20 protein-coding genes are annotated in these 20118 nt (G+C 64.1%); 5 read left to right on the top strand and 15 right to left on the bottom strand.

Going from position 1 to position 20118, the window contains the following annotated elements; genetic code table 11:
* Positions 1-171: 171 nt before the first annotated feature.
* From rpe to CVM73_RS22085, 8 genes are all read right to left on the bottom strand, one after another.
* Positions 172-909 carry a ribulose-phosphate 3-epimerase gene (gene rpe / locus CVM73_RS22120; protein WP_100233979.1) on the bottom strand — a complete coding sequence of 246 codons (738 nt, stop codon included), beginning with the start codon at positions 907-909 and terminating at the stop codon, positions 172-174.
* Positions 906-1838 carry a CbbX protein gene (gene cbbX, locus CVM73_RS22115; RefSeq protein WP_167406978.1) on the bottom strand — a complete coding sequence of 311 codons (933 nt, stop codon included), beginning with the start codon at positions 1836-1838 and terminating at the stop codon, positions 906-908. The genes rpe and cbbX overlap by 4 nt, the downstream gene beginning before the upstream one ends.
* A gap of 98 nt (positions 1839-1936) precedes the next feature.
* A complete protein-coding gene (locus CVM73_RS22110) occupies positions 1937-2344 on the bottom strand; it encodes a ribulose bisphosphate carboxylase small subunit (RefSeq protein ID WP_100233977.1) in 408 nt (135 codons plus the stop codon).
* A gap of 11 nt (positions 2345-2355) precedes the next feature.
* Entirely contained in the window at positions 2356-3816 is a 1461-nt protein-coding gene (locus tag CVM73_RS22105; protein WP_100233976.1) for a form I ribulose bisphosphate carboxylase large subunit, read from the bottom strand.
* Between the two features lie 38 nt (positions 3817-3854).
* The gene (gene fba / locus CVM73_RS22100; protein WP_100233975.1) at positions 3855-4940 is read right to left on the bottom strand and encodes a class II fructose-bisphosphate aldolase; all 1086 of its coding nucleotides are present in this window, start codon (positions 4938-4940) and stop codon (positions 3855-3857) included.
* Positions 4941-4952: 12 nt separating this feature from the next.
* Positions 4953-6971: a transketolase gene (gene tkt, locus CVM73_RS22095; protein WP_100233974.1), complete on the bottom strand. Its 2019-nt coding sequence runs from the start codon at positions 6969-6971 to the stop codon at positions 4953-4955.
* A gap of 16 nt (positions 6972-6987) precedes the next feature.
* The gene (locus CVM73_RS22090) at positions 6988-7863 is read right to left on the bottom strand and encodes a phosphoribulokinase (protein WP_100233973.1); all 876 of its coding nucleotides are present in this window, start codon (positions 7861-7863) and stop codon (positions 6988-6990) included.
* A 13-nt stretch (positions 7864-7876) separates the two neighbouring features.
* Positions 7877-8914, bottom strand: coding sequence for a class 1 fructose-bisphosphatase (locus CVM73_RS22085; protein WP_100233972.1), 1038 nt, complete (start codon positions 8912-8914; stop codon positions 7877-7879).
* A gap of 121 nt (positions 8915-9035) precedes the next feature.
* On the opposite strand from CVM73_RS22085, the gene CVM73_RS22080 reads away from it, so the two are divergent.
* Complete coding sequence (locus tag CVM73_RS22080; RefSeq protein ID WP_100233971.1) at positions 9036-10013, top strand: LysR family transcriptional regulator; 978 nt, start codon at positions 9036-9038, stop codon at positions 10011-10013.
* Between the two features lie 242 nt (positions 10014-10255).
* On the opposite strand, the gene CVM73_RS22075 is transcribed toward CVM73_RS22080, so the two are convergent.
* From CVM73_RS22075 to CVM73_RS22050, 5 genes are all read right to left on the bottom strand, one after another.
* Positions 10256-10453: a hypothetical protein gene (locus CVM73_RS22075; RefSeq protein ID WP_025034581.1), complete on the bottom strand. Its 198-nt coding sequence runs from the start codon at positions 10451-10453 to the stop codon at positions 10256-10258.
* A 129-nt stretch (positions 10454-10582) separates the two neighbouring features.
* A complete protein-coding gene (locus tag CVM73_RS22070) occupies positions 10583-11002 on the bottom strand; it encodes a DUF4118 domain-containing protein (RefSeq protein ID WP_100233970.1) in 420 nt (139 codons plus the stop codon).
* Positions 11003-11139: 137 nt separating this feature from the next.
* A complete protein-coding gene (locus CVM73_RS22065; RefSeq protein ID WP_100233969.1) occupies positions 11140-12333 on the bottom strand; it encodes an MFS transporter in 1194 nt (397 codons plus the stop codon).
* 57 nt (positions 12334-12390) lie between these two features.
* On the bottom strand, positions 12391-13008 hold the full coding sequence (locus CVM73_RS22060; protein WP_100233968.1) for a TetR/AcrR family transcriptional regulator: 618 nt from the start codon (positions 13006-13008) through the stop codon (positions 12391-12393).
* A 1223-nt stretch (positions 13009-14231) separates the two neighbouring features.
* Entirely contained in the window at positions 14232-15191 is a 960-nt protein-coding gene (locus tag CVM73_RS22050) for an N-carbamoyl-D-amino-acid hydrolase (protein WP_100233967.1), read from the bottom strand.
* A gap of 275 nt (positions 15192-15466) precedes the next feature.
* Here CVM73_RS22050 and CVM73_RS22045 point away from each other — a divergent pair, with 275 nt between their 5' ends.
* Together CVM73_RS22045 and CVM73_RS22040 are read left to right on the top strand one after the other, a co-directional pair.
* Complete coding sequence (locus CVM73_RS22045; protein WP_100233966.1) at positions 15467-15691, top strand: hypothetical protein; 225 nt, start codon at positions 15467-15469, stop codon at positions 15689-15691.
* Positions 15692-15998: 307 nt separating this feature from the next.
* Positions 15999-16325, top strand: a complete 327-nt coding sequence (locus CVM73_RS22040; protein ID WP_100233965.1) for a hypothetical protein — start codon at positions 15999-16001, stop codon at positions 16323-16325.
* A 95-nt stretch (positions 16326-16420) separates the two neighbouring features.
* Here the strand turns inward: CVM73_RS22040 and CVM73_RS22035 are convergent, their stop codons facing one another.
* Together CVM73_RS22035 and CVM73_RS22025 are read right to left on the bottom strand one after the other, a co-directional pair.
* Complete coding sequence (locus CVM73_RS22035) at positions 16421-17467, bottom strand: HD-GYP domain-containing protein (protein WP_100234045.1); 1047 nt, start codon at positions 17465-17467, stop codon at positions 16421-16423.
* A 280-nt stretch (positions 17468-17747) separates the two neighbouring features.
* A complete protein-coding gene (locus CVM73_RS22025) occupies positions 17748-18092 on the bottom strand; it encodes a PilZ domain-containing protein (RefSeq protein ID WP_100233963.1) in 345 nt (114 codons plus the stop codon).
* 55 nt (positions 18093-18147) lie between these two features.
* Between CVM73_RS22025 and CVM73_RS39780 the strand changes: the two genes are divergently transcribed.
* Positions 18148-18309, top strand: a complete 162-nt coding sequence (locus CVM73_RS39780) for a hypothetical protein (RefSeq protein ID WP_158237597.1) — start codon at positions 18148-18150, stop codon at positions 18307-18309.
* A gap of 663 nt (positions 18310-18972) precedes the next feature.
* Positions 18973-19896 (top strand): helix-turn-helix domain-containing protein, encoded by a 924-nt coding sequence (locus tag CVM73_RS22020; RefSeq protein WP_245452401.1) that lies wholly within the window; start codon positions 18973-18975, stop codon positions 19894-19896.
* Positions 19897-20118 lie beyond the last annotated feature (222 nt).

Genomic DNA, 20118 nt, shown 5'->3' with positions numbered 1-20118 from the left:
GACTAGCATTGCGCGAGCGTTAATCCAACCTACGGTCGGCTGGGTTGGTTACGCCGGCCTGAAGGGACCCGACGGGTTTGCGCTTGATCCCCGTAAAAGCCCGGAGAGATGTGGCACTCTTTGGGACAACCGGAGAGCAGAACGGCGCTGAGGCCGCGTGTCATCCGTAATCTACCGGATACGCGCAGTCTCCCTGGCACGTGCCGGTTGCGCGGAAATATCGTGCAATCCTGCAACCCGCGCCGCCTCTGCGGCGAGGCGGATGGCTGCGATGTTTGCGGCATATCCTGCGCCATTCTTGCCGCGAAATACGGCAGAGCCCGCGACGAGCGTATCGGCGCCGGCCGCGGCAACGATCGCCGCAGTGTCGCCGGTGATGCCGCCATCGACCTCGAGCCGGATCGGCCGGTCGCCGATCATGGTTCGAATTCGTCTGATCTTCTCGATCTGGGACTCGAGAAACGACTGGCCGCCGAATCCGGGATTGACCGTCATGACAAGCACGAGATCGATGCGGTCGAGCACATATTCGACGACAGCTTCCGGCGTCGCCGGGCACAAACTGACGCCGGCCTTCTTGCCGAGTGCACGAATGGCCTGAAGTGAGCGGTCGAGATGCGGGCCTGCTTCGGCGTGGACGGTGATGACATCCGCTCCGGCCGTCGCGAACGCCTCGATATAGGGATCGACCGGGGCGATCATGAGATGCACGTCGAAGACCTTCTTCGTCATTGGCCGGATCGCCTTGATGACATCGGCACCGAAGCTGATGTTCGGCACAAAGTGCCCGTCCATCACGTCGCAATGGATCCAGTCGGCGCCGGCCGCGTCGATCGCGGCGATCTCTTCGCCGAGACGGGCGAAATCCGCGGCCAGGATCGAGGGAGCGATGAGGATCTCCTTGGTCATGGCTTTGCACTCCGCGTGTCGGCGCCGCCGCTGAAGACCCGGCTCGCCAGGACGTCCGAGGGGTCGACCGTTTCGAGGTCGGCGACGTCAAGCATCCGGTCGAGATCGGACACCAGCCGATCGGCCTGGCGCAAGCGGATGCGGTCGACGGCGTTGCGGATCGAGCGCGCATTGGAGAAGAACGGTTGGATCCGGCGCAGCGCGATGTACCGCTCGAACGCATCCCGCGCCGCCGCCGAGAAGCGATACCCCCGCTCCTTCAGCATCAGCTCGGCGATGACGAGCAGCTCGGCTTCCGAATAATCCGGAAATTCGATGTGGTGGGCGATGCGGGAGCGGAAGCCGGGGTTTGAGGCGAAGAAGCTCGTCATCCGCTCGCCATAGCCGGCGAGGATCACGACGAGGTCCTCGCGCTGGTTCTCCATGACCTGGAGCAGGATCTCGATCGCCTCCTGACCGTAGTCACGCTCGTTGTCGGGACGATGCAGGTAATAGGCCTCATCGATGAAAAGCACGCCGCCCATCGCCTTCTTCAGGATCTCCTTGGTCTTCGGCGCGGTGTGGCCGATATACTGGCCGACCAGATCGTCACGCGTCACCGAGATCACCTGCCCGCGCCGCACGAAGCCGAGGCCGTGCAGGATCTTGGCCATGCGCAGCGCCACGGTGGTCTTGCCGGTGCCGGGATTGCCCGTGAACGACATGTGCAGCGTCGGCGGCGCGGAGGCCAGTCCCGCCCGCTGCCGGATACGTTCGATCAGCAGCAGTGAGGCGATCTGGCGCACGCGGTTCTTCACCGGCTTGAGTCCGATCAGCTCCTGATCGAGCTGCTGCAGCGTATCGGTGATCCCGGCCGCTTCAGCCTCCTTGCGGAGATCGAATTGGGTCTCGCTGTGTTCGGTCGTGGCTGCGTGGGGCACATCGAGCATCGGCACCTCGAAGAAAAGGGCTTCGCCGCGGGGGAGCGGCGAAGCAGTGGTCCGCCAAGGATGCGGAGCAGGGAGAGCTCCGCGCGGAAGCGGATGACTTAGGCTGACGCGTGCGTGGCCGCGCGGCGCACGGTGGTGTAGCGGATTGCGCGGCCACCTACCTCCTGCCGCACCAGCTCGAACTCCGCCTCTTGCTTCGGCCGGTTGACGAGAAAGGAGATCCGCACCGATTCCCAGCCATGGCTGGAATCGAAGCCGCTGATGCGGATGTAGCGGTCGCCGTACACCCTGCGACACTCGGCGAGCTCCATCATCACGCCGGCGGCATCCTGGAGATCGAACATCGGCAGCCCCCACATCTCCCAATAGGTGTTGCGGGGATGCGGATCGTCGGTGAATTCGATGTTCACCGCCCAGCCCTTGGCGAGGCAATACTGCACCTGCTTTGCGATCTGATCGTCGGTGAGATCGGGCAGGAACGAAAAACAACCCTGAGTGAGTTTCATGCTGCGTTTCCTCAAACGGTTTCGAGCGCTGTCGGCACGAAGTCCGGCGTGTCGGTGGATTGATAGTTGAAGGTGACGTCCTTCCAGACCTCGAGCGCGGCCTTCAGCGGCGTGCAGGTCTGGGCCGCCTTGGCCAGAATCTCCGGCCCTTCGTGGACATAGTCGCGGCCCTCATTGCGGGCGAGGATCATCGCTTCCAGCGCCACGCGATTGGCGGTCGCACCAGCCGCAATGCCCATGGGATGGCCGATGGTCCCGCCGCCGAACTGCAGCACGACGTCTTCGCCCAGGAGATCGAGCAACTGGTGCATCTGGCCGGCATGGATGCCGCCGGAGGCGACCGGCATCATCTTGTTGAGGCTCGCCCAATGCTGGTCGAAAAACAGGCCGTGCTCGAGCTTGGTCGGATTGAAATCCTCGCGGCAGACATCGTAGTAGCCACGCGTGGTGTTGGGATCGCCTTCGAGCTTGCCGACCACCGTGCCGGCATGGATGTGGTCGACACCGGCAAGGCGCATCCATTTGGCGATGACGCGGAACGACACGCCATGGCTCTTCTGCCGCGTATAGGTCGAGTGGCCGGCGCGGTGCAGATGCAGGATCATGTCGTTGCGCCTGGCCCATTTGGCCATCGACTGGATCGCGGTGTAGCCGATCACGAGGTCGATCATGACGACGCACGATCCGAGCTCTTTCGCGAACTCGGCGCGCTCGTACATGTCCTCCATCGTGCCCGCGGTGATGTTCAGGTAGGTGCCCTTCACCTCGCCCGAGGCCGCCTGCGCGCGGTTCACCGCCTCCATGCAGTAGAGAAAGCGGTCACGCCAGTGCATGAAGGGCTGCGAGTTGATGTTCTCGTCGTCCTTGGTGAAGTCGAGCCCGCCCTTCAGAGCCTCGTAGACCACGCGGCCGTAATTGCGGCCGGACAGGCCGAGCTTCGGCTTCACCGTCGCGCCCAGCAGCGGCCGGCCAAACTTGTCGAGCCGCTCGCGCTCGACCACGATGCCGGTCGCCGGTCCCTGGAACGTCTTCACATAGGCGACGGGAAAGCGCATGTCCTCGAGGCGCAGCGCCTTCAGCGGCTTGAAGCCGAACACGTTGCCGATGATCGAGGCCGAGAGGTTGGCGATCGAGCCCGGCTCGAACAGGTCGAGGTCATAGGCGATATAGGCGAAATACGAGCCGGGCGAGCCCGGCACCGGATCGACGCGATAGCATTTGGCTCGATATTTCTCGGCCGCCGTCAGGCGGTCGGTCCACACCACGGTCCAGGTCGCGGTCGAGGATTCGCCGGCAACTGCGGCAGACGCCTCGATCGGATCGACGCCCTCCTGCGGCGTGACGCGGAACAGCGCGATCACATCCGTGTCCTTCGGCGTGTAGTCGGGCTCCCAATAGCCCATGCGCTTGTATTCCATCACGCCGGAGCGATAGCGCTCTTTGCCGCGGACCGTGCCTGCATGTGCGTTCATGTCTCTCTCCTGTTCTTTTCTCGGCTCTTTCTGATTGATCAGGCCGCCACGGGCTCGCGGGCGTCGACGCACGGATCGAGCTCGCCGGCGCGATAGCGCCGCGCCATCTCGCTCAAGGGAACGACCTTGATCCTGCTGGCGTGGCCCGCCGTGCCGAATTGCTCGAACCGCTCCCGGCAGAGCTCGCGCATGGCATCCATCGCGGGCTTGAGGAACTTGCGTGGGTCGAACTCGGAGGGCGCTTGCGCCGCCACCTTGCGGAACACCGCCGTCATCGCCAGCCGGCAGTCGGTGTCGATATTGACCTTGCGCACGCCGCTCTTGATGCCGCGAACGATCTCCTCGACCGGCACGCCCCAGGTCTGCGGCATCTCGCCGCCGAACTGGTTGAACATGTCCTGGAGCGGCTGCGGCACCGAGGAGGAGCCGTGCATGACGAGATGCGTGTTCGGCAGCCGGCGGTGGATCTCCTCGACCACCCGCATCGCCAGGATGTCGCCATCAGGCTTGCGGCTGAACTTGTAGGCGCCGTGCGAGGTGCCCATCGCGATGGCCAGCGCATCGACCTTCGTCGCGCGAACGAAGTCGACGGCCTGGTCCGGATCGGTCAGCAGCTGGTCGTGGCTGACCTTACCCTCGACACCGTGACCATCCTCCTGCTCGCCACCGCCGTGCTCGAGCGAGCCGAGCACGCCGAGCTCGCCTTCGACGGAAGCGCCGACCCAATGGGCGAGATCGACGACGCGGCGCGTGATCGCGACGTTGTAGTCATAGTCGGCCGCCGTCTTGGCGTCGGCCTTCAGCGATCCGTCCATCATGACCGACGTGAAACCGTGGGCGATGGCGGAGGCGCAGGTCGCCTCGTCATTGCCGTGGTCCTGGTGCATGCAAAGTGGAATGTCCGGATAGGTCCGCTCCAGCGCGTCGATCATGTGCGAGAGCATGAGATCGCCGGCATAGCTGCGCGCACCGCGCGAGGCCTGGATGATGACGGGCGCATCGACCTCGGCCGCCGCCTGCATGATCGCGATGCCCTGCTCCATGTTGTTGATGTTGAACGCCGGCACGGCATAGCCGCAGGTAGCGGCGTGATCGAGCAGTTGGCGAAGGGTGATACGGGCCACGGGACGTCCTCCTTATTGACTCTTGCGCGCAATCGCCCGGCGGGCGGCTTCCGCAATGCTCTGCGGCGTGATGCCGAACTCGCGGTACAGCACGGGTGCCGGCGCCGAGGCGCCGAAGCCGCGCATGCCGACGAATTCACCGTCGGCGCCGATCCAGCGATGCCAATCGCCGGCTACGGCCGCCTCGATCCCGACGCGCGGCGCAGTGCCGAGCACGCTGGCGCGGTAGTCCTCAGGCTGCTCCTCGAACAGCGCGAAGCACGGCGCCGAGACGACGGCCGCACGGATGTGCTCAGTCGCGAGCAGGCGGGCGGCTTCCAGCGCGATCGAGACTTCCGAGCCGGTTGCAATGAGCGTCACGTCGCGGCCGCCATCCGGCGAGACGACGAGATAGGCGCCGTTCGCGACACGGTTTCTGCCGCGCACATCGCTGCGGAAGGTCGGCAAGGCCTGCCGCGACAGGCACAGCACGGACGGACGGTGCTCCGCCGCAAGCGCGCAGTCCCAGGCCTCCAGCGTCTCCACCGCGTCGGCCGGCCGGAACACGAGCAGGTTGGGAATGACGCGCAGCGCCGCGAGATGCTCGACCGGCTGATGCGTCGGGCCATCCTCGCCGAGACCAATGGAGTCGTGGGTCATCACGTGGATGACGCGCAGCCGCATCAAGGCCGCAAGGCGGATCGCGGGCCGGCTGTAATCGGAGAACGCCAGGAACGTGCCGCCGTAGGGGATGAAGCCGCCATGCAGCGCCAGGCCATTCATCGCAGCGGCCATGCCGTGCTCGCGGATGCCGTAATGGATGTAGTCGCCGGCGAACGCACCACTCTTGACCGGCGCCTGCGCCTTGGCATGCGTCAGGTTCGAATGCGTCAGGTCCGCGGAGCCGCCGACCAGGCCGGGAATCGTCCCGGCGATGGCATCGAGCACCTGTTGCGAGGCCTGCCGCGTCGCGAGCTTCGGCCGCTCGCCGGCAAAGCGCTCGCGCAATTTCGCCGCGGCAAGCGCATAGACGGCCGGCAGAGTCACGGCCTTGCCCTCGACAAACAGATCGCGCTGCTCTGGTGCTGCACCTTCGTAACGATCGAGCCAGGCGAGGCGATCGACCTGCCCGCGCTGCCCGATCATCCGCCACGCCTTGAGCACCGGGATCGGCACCACGAAGGGCTGATAGTCCCAACCAAGCGTCCGCCGCGCCGCTGCCGTCTGCTCGGTGCCAAGCGGCGCGCCATGCGCCTTCTCGGTGCCCTGCCTATCAGGCGCGCCATAACCGATGACGGTGCGGCAGGCGATCAGCGACGGCTTTGCGGTCTCCCGCTCCTCCGCAATGGCTTGGGCGACCGCTTCGGGATCATGTCCGTCGACGCGGCGCACCGACCAGCCGGAGGCAGCGAAACGCGCGAGCTGGTCGTCCGACGTTGCAAGCGAGGTCGGCCCGTCGATGGAGATGCCGTTATCGTCGAACAGCACGATCAGCCGGCGGAGCTGGAGATGACCGGCAAGCGAGATCGCCTCCTGGCTGATGCCTTCCATCAGGCAGCCGTCGCCGGCAATGACATAAGTGAAGTGATCGACGAGCCCGTCGCCATGCCGCGCATTGGCCATGCGCTCGGCAAGCGCCATGCCGACCGCGGTCGCGATCCCCTGCCCCAGTGGTCCCGTGGTCGTTTCGACGCCGGGCGTATGACCATATTCGGGGTGGCCCGGCGTCTTCGAGCCCCATTGGCGGAAGGCCTTGATGTCATCGAGGCTGACGTCGCCGCCGGTCAGATGCAGCAGCGCATAGAGCAGCATCGAGCCGTGGCCCGCCGACAGCACAAAGCGGTCTCGGTCCGGCCAATTGGGGTGCGCGGAGTCGAACTTCAGGAAACGCGAGAACAGCACGGTCGCGACATCGGCCATGCCCATGGGCAGGCCGGGATGGCCGGACTGCGAGGCCTCGATAGCGTCGACCGCGAGGAAGCGGACGGCATTGGCGAGATCGTTGTGCGTGACCGCCGTGAGGTCGGCTTCAGCGTGGACGGAGATGTTCATCGGATTCTCTCCCTGTTCACTTCAGGCTGCGCTTGCGTTCAATCAGCTGCATGATCAGCGGCGTCAGGATCAGTTGCATCGCGAGGTCGAGCTTGGCGCCGGGGCACACGATCGAATTGGCGCGCGACATCCAGCTCTGTGGCAGCATCGACAGCAGGTAGGGGAAGTCGATGCCGCGCGGGTTCTTGAAGCGGATCACGACCATCGATTCGTCCGGCGTCGGGATCCAGCGCGCGATGAACGGATTGGAGGTGTCCACCGTCGGCACGCGCTGGAAGTTGATGTCGGTTTCGGTGAATTGCGGACAGATGTAGTGGATGTAGTCGGGCATCCGCCGCAGGATCGTGTCGGTGACGGCCTCGGTCGAATAGCCGCGCGCACTGCGGTCGCGGTGCAGCTTCTGGATCCATTCGAGATTGATGACGGGCACGACGCCGATCTTGAGGTCGGCATAGCGCGCGACATTCACCTTATCCGTGACCACGGCGCCGTGCAGGCCCTCGTAGAACAGCAGGTCGGAGTTCTCCGGCAGCTGCTTCCAGTCGGTGAAGGTGCCGGGCGCCGTACCATGCAGCGCGGATTCCTCGGCGTCGTGGACGTAGTGCCGCGTCACCGCGGTGCCGGTCTCGCCGTAGTCGCGGAAAGCGCGCTCCAGCTCCTCGAACAGGTTCGTCTCGGGGCTGAAATGGCTGAAGTGCTTGTTGCCGCGCTCGGCCTCCTTCGCCATCTGCGCACGCATCTCGGCGCGGTCGTAGCGATGGAAGGCGTCGCCTTCGATGTAGGCGGCGTTGACCTTCTCGCGGAAAAAGATCTGCTCGAAGGTCTTCTTGACCGAGGTGGTACCGGCGCCGGAGGAGCCGGTGATGGAAATGATCGGATGCTTCCTGGACATGGGGACGCCTCGCTCAGAGCCGGAAGAATCCGCGCCGCGCGAACAGCGGCGCTGAAACGCTGGCGATCAGCAGCGGATCGCAATGCAGCTCCTCGACGCGCCGCACCTCGTTGCTCGAGCCCATGATCAGCGGCACGCGCTGATGCAGGCTCTGCGCCGCTAGTTCGAGGATGCGCTCGCGCCCGGTCGTGGCCGAGCCGCCGGCCTGTTCAACGATCATCGCCATCGGATGCGCCTCGTAGGTCAGGCGCAGGCGGCCGTCGCCGTAGCCGGGGCGCGCGTCGGAAGGGTAGAGAAACACGCCGCCGCGGGTGAGGATGCGGTAGGCTTCCGCGACCAGCGAGCCGATCCAGCGCATGTTGAAATCGTGGTTGGCGGGCCCCTCGACACCGGCGAGGCATTCGTCGATGAAGGCGCGCACCGGCGAATCCCAGTGCCGGCGATTGGACGCGTTGATCGCGAACTCCTCGCAGGCCTCGGAGATCTGCACGGCGCTGCGCGCGAGGCGGAAGCAACCGGCCTTGCGGTCGAGCGTGAAGATATCGACGCCGTCACCGAGCGTCAGCACCAGCGAGGTCTGCGGGCCGTAGGTGACGAAGCCCGCCGCGAGCTGCGCCGAGCCGCGCTGATGGAAGGCGAGTGAGAGATCATCGGGGGCCGGCAGGATCGAGAAGATCGTGCCGACGGTCATGTTGATGTCGATGTTGGAGGAGCCGTCGAGCGGATCGATCGCAACGCAGATACGGCCTTCGCGGTCGACGATCTGGGCCTCGCGCATCTCTTCCGACGCCAGCGCCGCGATCGGCAGCCGACCGAGGCAGCGGCGCAGGATCGCGTCGGCCTGGACATCGAGGTCACGCTGAACATCACCGTCGCTGTTGCGGCCGGTGGTCAGGCCGGAGGCGTCGGCGAGATCGCCGCTAGCGATGAGATCGGCGATCTCGATCGCCGCTGCCGCGATGGCATCGACGGCACCTGCCACCGCGAGCGCGTGAGGAGCGGTCTCGGAATACCGTTGAAGGTGGTCGTCCAGCCTGAGTTGCCCGGTCATCTGCGTCCATCCCCTTTGCCGGCGCCGCATCCAGTTTCCCTCCCCGCTGGAGGTCGGTGCGGTCAGTGCCGGCATCAGGAGATTGACAGGGGCGGCTTAATAAGGAAAATTTCTATTTATAATGAGCCTCAAAGAATTTTCTTATAATGGCCCCGGCCATGCGGCGGCCCAGCTCCGGCATCTGACGATCCGGCAGCTTCGCTCGCTTGCGGCGCTGTCGGCCAAGGGTAGCGTGACGGCGGCGTCGAGCCATCTCGGGCTGACCCAGCCGGCCGTGACCCAGCAGCTTCGGCAGCTTCAGGATCTTGCCGGCCTGCCCCTGGTGCAGCGGACCGGCGACGGCATGCTGCTGACGGGGGCGGGCAAGGAGGTGCTGGCGCTGGCCGAGCGGGTCGAGGCCGCGATCATGGACTGCCAGGGCGCGCTCGACCTGCTGGCGGGACGGACCGGCGGCACCGTGCAACTCGGCGCGGTCTCGACCGCCAAATATTTCGTGCCGCACGCGATCGCAGCGTTCTCCAAGCGCTATCCAAAGATCGAGATCAAGCTGACCATCGGCAATCGCGAGGAGATCCGCGAGGCCATGCACGGCTACGACCTCGATTTCGCGGTGATGGGTCGGCCACCGGCCGACGTCACCGTCGACGTCCGCCAGCTCGGACGCAATCCGCACATCATCGTCGCGCGCAAGGGCCACTGGCTGGAGCAGGATTCCGGCCTCAACCTGACTGACCTCGTGCACGAGACCTTCCTCACCCGCGAGCCCGGCTCGGGCACACGGACGCTGATGGAGGGCATGTTCCAGAAGTCGGATCTCGAGCCGATCATCGGCATGGAGATGAGCAGCAACGAGACCATCAAGCAGGCGGTCATCGCCGGGCTCGGCATCGCCTTCATCTCGGCCCACACCGTGGCGCATGAGCTCGCCGAGGGCCGGCTCGTCGTGCTCGACGTTGCCGGCCTGCCGATCGTCCGGCAATGGTACGTGATCCGCCGCAGCGACAAGGTGCTGCTGCCGCCCGCGCAGGCGATGTTCGATTTCCTGGGCTCGGAAGGCTCGAATTATCTGCCCGATGTGCCCGAGCTCGGCGGGCAATAGCCGGCCGGCGCTCAGCTCATCAGCTTCATGGCGACGGTCGCCGCCAGCACCACGATGATCTGGAGCAGGCGCTCCGTCGTGAAGATGCGGTTGAAGGTGGTCATCGCGTGCCCCGGCCGACGTGAAGAATGTTTCGATCGGCCCGTTGCTAGCACAGAAAGATGCGGGGGCAACTCCGTGATTGCCCTGTGGGCGGTCGCGCCTTCGGCGAGCCGGTTCACGGCCGCGCCGATGGCCAGCGATCAGGCCGCGAGCGGGGCGGCGTGGTCCGTGCGCGAGGCGAAATAGGCTTCCAGCTCCGACAGAGCCCGCGCTTCCCACTCCCTCGCCTGCTCCAGCAGCGACCAGCTCTGGCCCGGGCGGAACGCAGCGGTCTGGCGATAGAGCGATGCGATGCCGCGGTAGCGGCGCACGTTCTCCAAGATGGCGTGACCGTTCATGTCCGAAAACTCCCTCGTCATTCCCGCGGGAGAAACTGCGGCCAAATCTTTTTCGAAAAGTTAGCGGCGCGTGGCAAGTTCGCTGATGGTTGCCGGACTGTTGCGCGCCCGCAACGCGCGCGGCGCGAGCTATTGCGGATTCGTTGCCGTGCTCTCGGCCGAAGGCTTCAGGCCGCCGCTTCTGATGATCGTCATCGTCTCGCGGCAGAGATCGGCAAGGCCAATCAGGAGTACGGCCAGGAGGCAGAACAGGTTGATGGAGTCGGCATTCGCGCTGGTCAGCGGGGTGAACTGGAATAAGGGCGGCATGAACGCCCACCACACCAGCGGAATGGTGAGCAGCGTGGCGAATGCCGCCGCCGGTGCGCCTGCAACGAGAGCAAGCAGGAACAGGCCGGGCAGGAACGCCACGAAATAGAGCTTTGCGCCGAGCGCGACGCAGAGGCCCTGAAGCACAGCCGACATTCCGACGACGATTGGCCCGAGCAGAAATGCCTGCCACGACCATGGCCGTACCCGCGGTACGCCAAACAGCCCCGCACGTCTCATCAGCCTCCCCCTGCCGCCCATTAACCAGGTGCGTTGCAACCAAAGTACTACAATGGCGCCAGGACCGCGAGACGGAAATTGCGTCCTCGCGGGGTTGGTAAACGGGCCGCATCGCATAATCCCGGCCCCGCCGGCGGCTATTCGGTCGCCGCATAGAGCAGGCCCGCGACGGGCAGAGCGAGGCCAATGGCCGATGCCAGCGCCCAGCCGCCTTGCGCGAAGGCGAAGGCTCCGACCGCGGAGCCGGCCGCACCGGCGGCGAAGAATGTCGCCATGTAGAGACCGTTGAGGCGGCTGCGGTGCTCGTGCCCGAGTGCGAAGATGGCGCGGAAGCCGAGCACCACGTTGCCCTGGACACCGATATCGATCGCAATCGCGGCCACCACCAGACAGGCGAGATTCAGCATCGAGCCGGGCGCGCCGATCGAGGTCACGAGGAAGCCGGCGGCCGCGAGCAGCATCGCGACCAGCGTCGCGATACGGCTATGGCCGCGGTCGGCGAGGCGTCCAGCGATCGGTGCGGCGAACACGCCGGCGACGCCGGCCAGCGCAAACAGCGCGATACCGCGCTGGGAGAAGCCGAATTCGCCGGCGAGCTGTAGCGGCGCCACCGTCCAGAACAGTGTGAAGGCGCCGAACAGGCTCGCCTGGTAGAGCGCGCGACGCCGCAGCAGCGGCGTGGCCCGCACCAGATGCGGCATCGACAGCAACAATTCGCCATAGTGCATCCGCGTGACCGGCTTGCGCCTCGGCAGCGTCATCCAGAGCATGGCCGTGAGCACGATCATCAGCGCGGCGGAGCAGAAGAACATCGCGTGCCACGACAGCACGGCCGTGACGAAGCTCGACACCGGACGCGCCAGCATGATGCCGAGCATCAGGCCGGTCGAGACGTTGCCGACGACGCGGCCGCGGATGGCTTCCGGCGCCAGATGCGCCGCATAGGGAATGATGATCTGCACCGCGACCGAGCCGAGCCCGATGAACAGCGCTGCGATCAGGAACGGCAGCGCATGGGTCGCGAATGCGGCGGCGAGTAGCGCGGCGGCGCCAAGCGCGATCACCGAGCAGATCAGGGCGCGGTTCTCGACGAGATCGCCGAGCGGCACGATGAGCAGCAGTCCGGTGCCGTAGCCGATCTGCGTCATGGTGACGATCAGTCCGCTGGCTGCATGCGACAGGCCGAGCGCGGCGCTGATCGGGGCGATCAGCGGCTGGGCATAGTAGATGTTGGCGGCGACCATGCCACAGGCCGCGGCAAGCACGAAGGTCAGGCGCTGCGACACCGCGTCGGGTGCGGGCGCGGTCTCGATCGTGGCATTCATCGTCATTCGCATCGACTCCAGATATAGTATAGGGAATGATTATTCCCTATTATGACAAAAAATTCAGGCGAGCAGCTTCATCGCGACGCCGACGAGCCGCTCGCCGTCGAGCGGCAGGCGCGCCTTGCCGACGACGCGCAGCCCTTGCGTGATGCAGATCATCAGCCGCGCGGTGTCGTCGGCCGCGACATGGCGGGGAATCGAGCCGTCGGCCTGGCCTTCGCGAATGAGGCCGGCGATGAAGCTCTCGTTGCTCTTGAGCTGCGCGTTGACGCGGGCGCCGACGACCGGATCGAGCGCGGACAGCTCGACCGCGCTGCCGACCACGAGGCAGCCGCGCCGACCCTCGGAGCCCTGGGAATGCTCGACATAGGACAGCAGCACATTGCGGACTTGCTCGCGGCCATTTGCACCACGCGCCGCCGCGCTGCGGGTCTGCTCCTGGCGCAGCGCCGTATAGCGCTCGAAGGCGGCGAGGAACACCGCATGCTTGTCGCGAAACGCCTTGTAGATGCTTCCCGTAGCGAGCCGCATCGCCGCGGTGAGATCACCGATCGAGGTGGCATGATAGCCGCGCTCGCGAAACACGCGCACGGCCCTGTCGAGCGCGGTGTCCATGTCGAATTCCCGGGGGCGGCCGGGCGGACGGGCAGACTGGGATCGGCGGGCGGTCTTTTGCATTGCGGGATAATAGGGAATGAACTTTTCCGAATAAAGACACGTGGTTGTGATTGGGAGCAATGACGGTGACGTCATTCTCGTGTCCCGGACAAGCTGCAACGCGTCAAGCGTTGCGGCGCAGAGCCGGGACCCAGGGCCACATGGTACGGCGCAGATGGATGGGCCCCGGCTCTGCAGCGCACCGCACCGGACGATGCTTCGCATCGCCGGGGACGCTGCGCTGCGTCCGGGGCACGTGAGCGGCGTGGCGCGCGCGCAATGACGGAGTGTGAGGCGACGGCGCGTTCCCCAAGTATCACTGTCATTCTCCGCCTTGTGCGCAATCGCGCACTGGGGCGGGGAATCGAGTACGCTGCGGCCTCTCGGTTCAATCACAAACGTCTCGGAGTACTGGGCGCCCGGTCAAGCCGGGCGATGACAGCGAATGTGTGGTCGCAGACGTGCGTATTCATCCTCGCGGCTCAATTCGCCCGAGCTTTGCTTGATCTCGCCGCCCTCTGGTCCAAGAGGGCGCAGGGAAGACCGGGTGCTGACCTCGCACCCGCGGTCCGCTGCGCGAAACTAGCGCAAAGGAGACCGCACAGCAGCATACAGGTGTGGCCATCACTCGGCCTTCCCTGCGCGATGGTCGGACGGCTTATGCCGTGCTCTCCCGGGAGCCGAGTTCCTTCTGGCCTCCCTCGCCCTCACGAAATTCACCGGCACCCGCGCCGGTTGACGCGACTGCCGCATTCGCCAAGAGCTTGACCGTAGCAACGACGGCCAGGACCACACGGTTTTGCCGTACGCACGGCCCGCCATTTCGCCGCAGTTTTCCCGACCCTGTCGACAAAGCCAGAAACTTACAGACGAGACGAAGCCTAGCAGCGCCGCTCGTCCGCACGAAGCCTTTGGGCTCACGGAGAGCAATCCGCCCTGCCCTTGACATCTCGCACACGACGCTGCTGCGTCCACCGCAAGCCCAGCTCGCGACAATGACGACCACATGATCGCCCCTCAAGAATGAGCCGGGATGGGCGACACATACGCCATTTCCGAATTTCGGTAAAGCGGAATATTTTGGCGCAAATGGGTTGACAGAGGGCGACACAGACACCGGACCCGTAGCCCGGATGAGCCAACGGGTCGGCGCGAAGCGCCGCCCGATGACAGGCTCCGCGACATCCGGGATCTTTGCGAGTGACTCCCCGGGTATCGCGGCGCTCACCCGGGCAACGGGAGCGTCACCCCCTCCGCGGGACCGGCGCCCCATCCGCCATCGTCGTCACGCCCTTCCGCTCGACGATCATCCCGTAGGCCCGCGGCTGGCGATGGACGTCGAAATTGAAGGTGGTGCGCTTGTAGGAATTGCAGAGATCGAGATCGCAGCGCGCCAGCGCGATCTCGTCGCCCTTGGTGGTGCAGGCCGCGATGATCTCGCCCGAGGGCGCGACGATGCAGCTGCCGCCGATCTGATCGACGCCCTCCTCGAGGCCGGCCTTGGCGACGCCGACCACGAAGGTGCCGTTCTGATAGGCGCCGGCCTGCATCACCAGATGATTGTGAAACAACGAGAGATCGTCATGCTCGGGCGCGGGCGGATTGTGCACCGGCGTGTTGTAGCCGATCAGCACCATCTCGACGCCCTGCAGGCCCATCACGCGATAGGTCTCGCTCCAACGGCGGTCGTTGCAGATCGCCATGCCCATCACGCCACCGAAGGCATCGACGACGCCAAAGCCGCTGCCCGGCTCGAAATAGCGCTTTTCCAGATGTTGGAACGCGCGCCACGGCTCGTGCTCGGCATGGCCGGGCAGATGGACCTTGCGATACTTCCCGACGATCGCGCCGCTCTTGTCGACGAGAATGGAGGTATTGTAGCGCCTGACGATGCCGGCCTCGGTCGTCAGCTCGGCGTAGCCGAGGCAGAACCCGATACCGAGCTCACGGGCGAGGTCGAACAGGGCTTGCGTCTCCAGCCCCGGCATCTCGCGCTCGAAGAAGCTGTCGATCTCGGCCTGGTCCTCGAAGTACCAGCGCGGAAAGAACGTGGTCAGCGCCAGCTCGGGATAGACGATCAGGTCGCATCCGCAAGCCCGCGCCTGGCGCATCAACGCCATCAGCCGCGCCACCACCTCGGTCCTGGTCTCGCTCCTCGCGATCGGGCCAAGCTGGCCGGCTGCGATGGTCACAAATCTCGTCACGAATCATTCCTTACGTTTCCGCGTGCGTCGGGCCTGAAGCCTATCCAGCGATGCACCGCGCGCACAGGCCGTCTCGACCCTTCATGCCGATGGCACAATCAAATTTCGTGCCTCGCGGGTACAATCGTGCGGCGCTGGCGCGTGCAAGCCGACAACTCCCGGAACTTCGTTGCCGATCTGCAACGGTTCCCCACGGTCTGAAGCCGGACAAAACAAACTCCCATTCCGGCCACGAACCGCTCTCACAAGGCCGTGAGACTATCAGGGGAATGACGATGCGTGCACAACGCGTTTGGAAAGTGAATGGGGCCGCCAGCATCGGGCAGCTTCAATCAAGACTGGACGATCTGAACAAGCGTCTCGGTCAGCTCGAAAACCAGCATCCTGACAACTGGAAGCTCGAAGAGCTGAGATCGAGCGCGCTCAGCCTGTCGCGCGAGATCGACGACATCCGCTGCGCCGAGGCGACGGCGGCGTTGAGCGAGCTGCTGCGGAAGTAGGTCGCCCGACGATTGGGCGGCTCGTAGGATGGGTAGAGCGAAGCGAAACCCTTCGCCCCGACGAAAGTGATGGGTTCCGCAAGGGCTCTAGCCATCCTACGCACCACGAACGCGGCGATTCGCGCGTGGCGCAAGGAACCAAGCTCCACGGCGGCCATTTCCATGAGAGCATGGAGCAAGATCATGACCAGGCACCTGACGCGAGCCCATCTCGCGCGCGGCGTGGCCGGCGCGGTATCCACGCTGGTCCTGTGCGCGGCGGCGGCTTTCACCATCGCGCGCCACTTCGCGCCGTGAGGGATTTCGCATGACATCCGACCCCGAGGAGTCGGTGCGACTGCAAGGCTACGGCGAGATGACGCTGCGCACGGCCGTCGAGACGCTGATGCTGCTCGCGCCGCGCGAACGGTCCGACGCCGCCGTCTTCCGCGTCCGCGACGGCGTGCGCCTCGCGCAAAGCGAGATCGCCGAGCTCGCATCAAGCTGGGGCATCGAGCCGGCGCCCCACGTGCGATCGCCAAGACTGGTCCCGGAGCAGCACTGGCCGGACATCGTCCGCGGCATGGTGCGCGAGGCGCCGCTGCCCTCGCTGCTGGTGGCGTTTCTGGTGGGGGTGCTGGTGGCGCGGCGGTAGCCTCGACTGACGGCAAGCGGTCCCGGCTCTCGCAGTGCCTCGATGTCGCTGCCGACGTCCCAACGAGCCTCGTCAGCGCATGCCAGCAACCGCGGCTACCGAGTAAGCGCGACGTCCTTGAATGCAATCACGAGAGCCTTTTCGAGTTTGCCCTGCATCCTGGCGAGAATGCCGTACGCTTCCGCCCGGGGCATGGTCGGCTTGTAGTGCCGGTGCTCAATGAGGGCGGCGAAAATGTCGGCAATCGTCAACATTCTGACGATATCGGTGATGCTCTCGGCACAGAGCGCATCCGGATATCCGCTGCCATCGAGATATTCGTGATGATGTCGAACCGCGTCCAGAATTTCAGCCGGGATTCCAGCCTGAGCTTTTAGAAAGTCATATCCCTTCACCGGATGCGTTTCGACGAGCGCCCGCTCCTCGGCGTCCAGCCGCCCGGGTTTGTCCAGGATCGCCAGCGGAATAGCTGCCTTGCCGATGTCGTGAAACATGGCGGCAGTGTACAGCCTCTCAAGATCGTCTCTCCTCAATCCCAGGCTTAGCCCGAAGTCGATGGCCACACCGGTAACAAGGAGGCAGTGCTGGTAGGTTCCTTCGTGGTGGCGCCGCACGGCCGTGAGCCATTCAGTGAAGCCGCGCTCCGTGATCCGATCAGCGATCCTCCTCCCAGTTTGCCTTGCCCCGATGACATCAATCGGCTCGCCCAAAGACACTGCAGTGAACATCGATCCGATGGCGGCAGTCGCAACATCGACCGCATTGTCCGTCCCGCCGGCTGGCGAAGCAGTCTCGCCTGGTCTTGCTCGATCGGCCAGCGCCGCAAATAACTTTGACGGGTTGACTGGGCCCATCACGGCGAGCGTGGCTCCCAGGGCATAAGCCTGCGAGAGGCAGGCGTGAGATGGCTGCTCGACAAGGAATATGCGCTTGGGGATCCTGGCCATCCAAGCACTTCTCGTCTTGAGAGCGGCGATGTTTTCGATGGTCCGGAGATCCGCCCGGACAACCAGTGCGTCAGGCAGTTCCGAGAGCTTTGCGTCCAGATCCAGTCGTTCACCTTCAACACGAAATCTTCGATCGAGCATCCGGCAAAGACCAGACAACCTGGCCGCTTCATCAGCCAGAACCTGCACAAACATGAGAGCCGTCTCCATTGAGGGGCTGGACCCGTGCCTTCACTCCCAAAACGATCCCTGATCCTCGGGGGGCTCGTTCAACCACACCAATGCCTCACGCAATTCCAGGAATAGCAATCGCTCTTCCGAGGCTGACGAGGGGCTCCCGCCCGTGAGATAGAGAATGAAGCCATTGCTCTCGTCGTGAAAGAGCGCCTCTTTGGCTTCGCAAATTGCAAGCGACGAGACGTCGATGAAGGAAACCGTCCGCGAAGAGACTAGCTGCATGTGAAATACTGGTCATTCAAGATGGGCAACTCCCTGCCCATCGCGCCGGAGCGAGAATATCTCTCCTGGCTGGAAGCGCCCTCTTTCTTGCTTTTTCCGTGATGAAGTGGACGCCAACCTGCGTTCCGTTGCCCCAGACCAACTCGCACCGTCGAAATGCCAGACCGGTGGAGGACAGAACCAGGAGAAACTCCTGAGTCTTAAGCGCGTCGGTAGCCCCCTCTACTTCGAGCTTGGCGCCTGTTGTGGAGACGTCGAGGAGGACGCAACTTCGACGCCACGTCCCATCGACGGCCATGATGTTGACCAGGTGCCTATGTTCAAAGTGAACGCGGGCTGCCTTTCGATTATTCCATCTCATCGCAATCCCCTGAAGCAGAGGCACTGGATTCAAATGAGTAACTCTCGGTGGAGGTATGCTGCGCGCTGCGCGCAGCCGCGAGGAGCCGTTCAAGCCTTTCGGACTGAGACAGCAACTGACTTGTCATGGTCCCGCTCGGCAATTGGTCGATGAACGATCGGATGCAGGCATTCGCGAGATCGAGAACGAAGATCGCTCGGCGCAGATCCTCAGTTGACCGAATCTGTCGAGCTTCAACGATCGAGACGAGCGCAGCGGCCTGCGTCAAAACAGTTGATGGCCCATAGTGCCACCGCTTTGCCCTATTGGGTGGGCATTGGCGAAGCCGACGGAATTTCAAAACCGTACACATGAGCGTTGCAATCTCTGGGCTTCATGCCCATTTCGCATCCAAAGCGATCAGCAAGAAAACTGAACAGACTACACACTGATGAACGGGGCAGGCGTACTTCGTCTCCTCGGGAAGCCCAGCTTGGACGGTCTTGCGCACAACCATGAATTAGATTGCGTAGCGTCGATCCGCCGTACTGACGCCCGTTCTCGTGCAGTAACTCTCATGCTCAAGTTGTTAACAGAGGCTGTATGCTCAGCGGCAACTGGTTGCATGAAACCGAAGACATCAGAAGAATCGGTGTCGAAATTCTGCAGGCGCTGGAGATGCCTATTCCGTCTTACGGCAACGCGGCCCGTAATACTCCGGGGCGCACCGTATTACTCCGGGGATCAAATGTTGCGGTGGCTCGAGTGCGGTCTTCGAGCTATGAAATGACACCGATCATATCGAGGTGCACTCACTCAGAGGCCCGATGGGCAGGGAGGTCTACCGATACTTGCGCCTAAGCTCTTACGCTTCAGCGATGTCGACGAGTTTCGCAGCTCGGTGCGAAACCTGGACGTAGAATTTACGCCGTTCGTGCGGAAAATCTCCGCCGCGCAGGTCATTCTGAACCTGCCGGGTTGCGACATCAATTACACGCAATCCTTTCCACGAATAGTGGAAGGCCAGCTCGGCCCGAATTGCACCGCCGTAGCTTTCTCGATGGATGACGGGGCGCCCATTCGGTTCAACGGCGTGGAGCGAGATCGGTCGGTCATCACGATCGGCGGGGGCGGCTCGGTTTACACCACGGTTGAACGAACCGCGCGCCAGTACACGTCAATCGTCTTCGCGAAGGACATGCAAGATCGTGGATGGCCCGAAACAGGACCCAACTGGAAGGTATTTGAAACGGACGCCAGTGCACAGCATCGTCTGCGCGAACTGGTGAATCAGATCCTGTTCAATTCCGGGAACATCGGCGCTTTCGATGCGAACGAGATTTCGTTTGCGATCCGTGAGTCGCTTCTTGCCGCGATCGATACCGCGTTCGCCGAAATTGTTGATGCGAAGTGGACCTCTCGGGCGAACTCCATTCGCCAATTCAGGATCTTCCGGGACATTCAGGCTGTCTTGTCCGGGTGCATTAGCCGACCGGTCTACAGCGAGGAGCTGGCGCGCCAAGTTGGCGTCTCGGTACGAACCATGCACGATGCTGTTCAGCGGTTCCGGGGAATGAGCCTCCATCGATATCTACGCCTGAGGCGGTTATGGCTTGTCCGACAACAATTGCTGGCGGGCAGCGGCACCGTCAAAGCCTGCGCACTTGCCTGCGGATTTTGGCATATGGGGGATTTCGCGCGGAGCTATCGTTCGCAATTTGGCGAAGCACCTTCTGAGACTCTGACCAGATCGCCGCGATCGAGTCTTCCGGAAGGACGTAGGATGGGTCGAGCGAAGCGAAACCCATCGAAATCACCTCAATGAGATTCAAGTGATGGGTTTCGCAAGGGCTCTACCCATCCTACGAGGTACTGGCCGGACATCGTCCGCCGCATGGTGCGCGAGGCGCCGCTGCCCTCGCTGCTGGTGGCGTTCCTGGTGGGGGGCTGGTGGCGCGGCGGTGAAGATCAGGACGCGTCGAATCCGGACCGCACCAGACCTCCTGAGCTGACCGCCCCGTCGCGTCCACATGCAACTGCGTTGACT

The organism is Bradyrhizobium forestalis (assembly GCF_002795245.1).
Taxonomy (GTDB): domain Bacteria; phylum Pseudomonadota; class Alphaproteobacteria; order Rhizobiales; family Xanthobacteraceae; genus Bradyrhizobium; species Bradyrhizobium forestalis.
The sequence above is the reverse complement of the archived record's forward strand: the minus strand, read 5'-3'. Positions and strand labels throughout refer to the sequence as shown.

Coding starts and splice junctions, on each gene's coding strand:
- CVM73_RS22105 (WP_100233976.1), bottom strand. CDS start 3,816: ATGAACGCACATGCAGGCACGGTCCGCGGCAAAGAGCGCTATCGCTCC.
- CVM73_RS22065 (WP_100233969.1), bottom strand. CDS start 12,333: ATGACGATGAATGCCACGATCGAGACCGCGCCCGCACCCGACGCGGTG.
- tkt (WP_100233974.1), bottom strand. CDS start 6,971: ATGAACATCTCCGTCCACGCTGAAGCCGACCTCACGGCGGTCACGCAC.
- rpe (WP_100233979.1), bottom strand. CDS start 909: ATGACCAAGGAGATCCTCATCGCTCCCTCGATCCTGGCCGCGGATTTC.
- CVM73_RS39780 (WP_158237597.1), top strand. CDS start 18,148: ATGCTGCGCGCTGCGCGCAGCCGCGAGGAGCCGTTCAAGCCTTTCGGA.
- CVM73_RS22035 (WP_100234045.1), bottom strand. CDS start 17,467: ATGTTTGTGCAGGTTCTGGCTGATGAAGCGGCCAGGTTGTCTGGTCTT.
- CVM73_RS22045 (WP_100233966.1), top strand. CDS start 15,467: ATGCGTGCACAACGCGTTTGGAAAGTGAATGGGGCCGCCAGCATCGGG.
- CVM73_RS22085 (WP_100233972.1), bottom strand. CDS start 8,914: ATGACCGGGCAACTCAGGCTGGACGACCACCTTCAACGGTATTCCGAG.
- CVM73_RS22080 (WP_100233971.1), top strand. CDS start 9,036: ATGAGCCTCAAAGAATTTTCTTATAATGGCCCCGGCCATGCGGCGGCC.
- CVM73_RS22090 (WP_100233973.1), bottom strand. CDS start 7,863: ATGTCCAGGAAGCATCCGATCATTTCCATCACCGGCTCCTCCGGCGCC.
- CVM73_RS22070 (WP_100233970.1), bottom strand. CDS start 11,002: ATGAGACGTGCGGGGCTGTTTGGCGTACCGCGGGTACGGCCATGGTCG.
- CVM73_RS22025 (WP_100233963.1), bottom strand. CDS start 18,092: ATGAGATGGAATAATCGAAAGGCAGCCCGCGTTCACTTTGAACATAGG.
- CVM73_RS22075 (WP_025034581.1), bottom strand. CDS start 10,453: ATGAACGGTCACGCCATCTTGGAGAACGTGCGCCGCTACCGCGGCATC.
- CVM73_RS22060 (WP_100233968.1), bottom strand. CDS start 13,008: ATGCAAAAGACCGCCCGCCGATCCCAGTCTGCCCGTCCGCCCGGCCGC.
- cbbX (WP_167406978.1), bottom strand. CDS start 1,838: ATGCTCGATGTGCCCCACGCAGCCACGACCGAACACAGCGAGACCCAA.
- CVM73_RS22110 (WP_100233977.1), bottom strand. CDS start 2,344: ATGAAACTCACTCAGGGTTGTTTTTCGTTCCTGCCCGATCTCACCGAC.
- CVM73_RS22040 (WP_100233965.1), top strand. CDS start 15,999: ATGACATCCGACCCCGAGGAGTCGGTGCGACTGCAAGGCTACGGCGAG.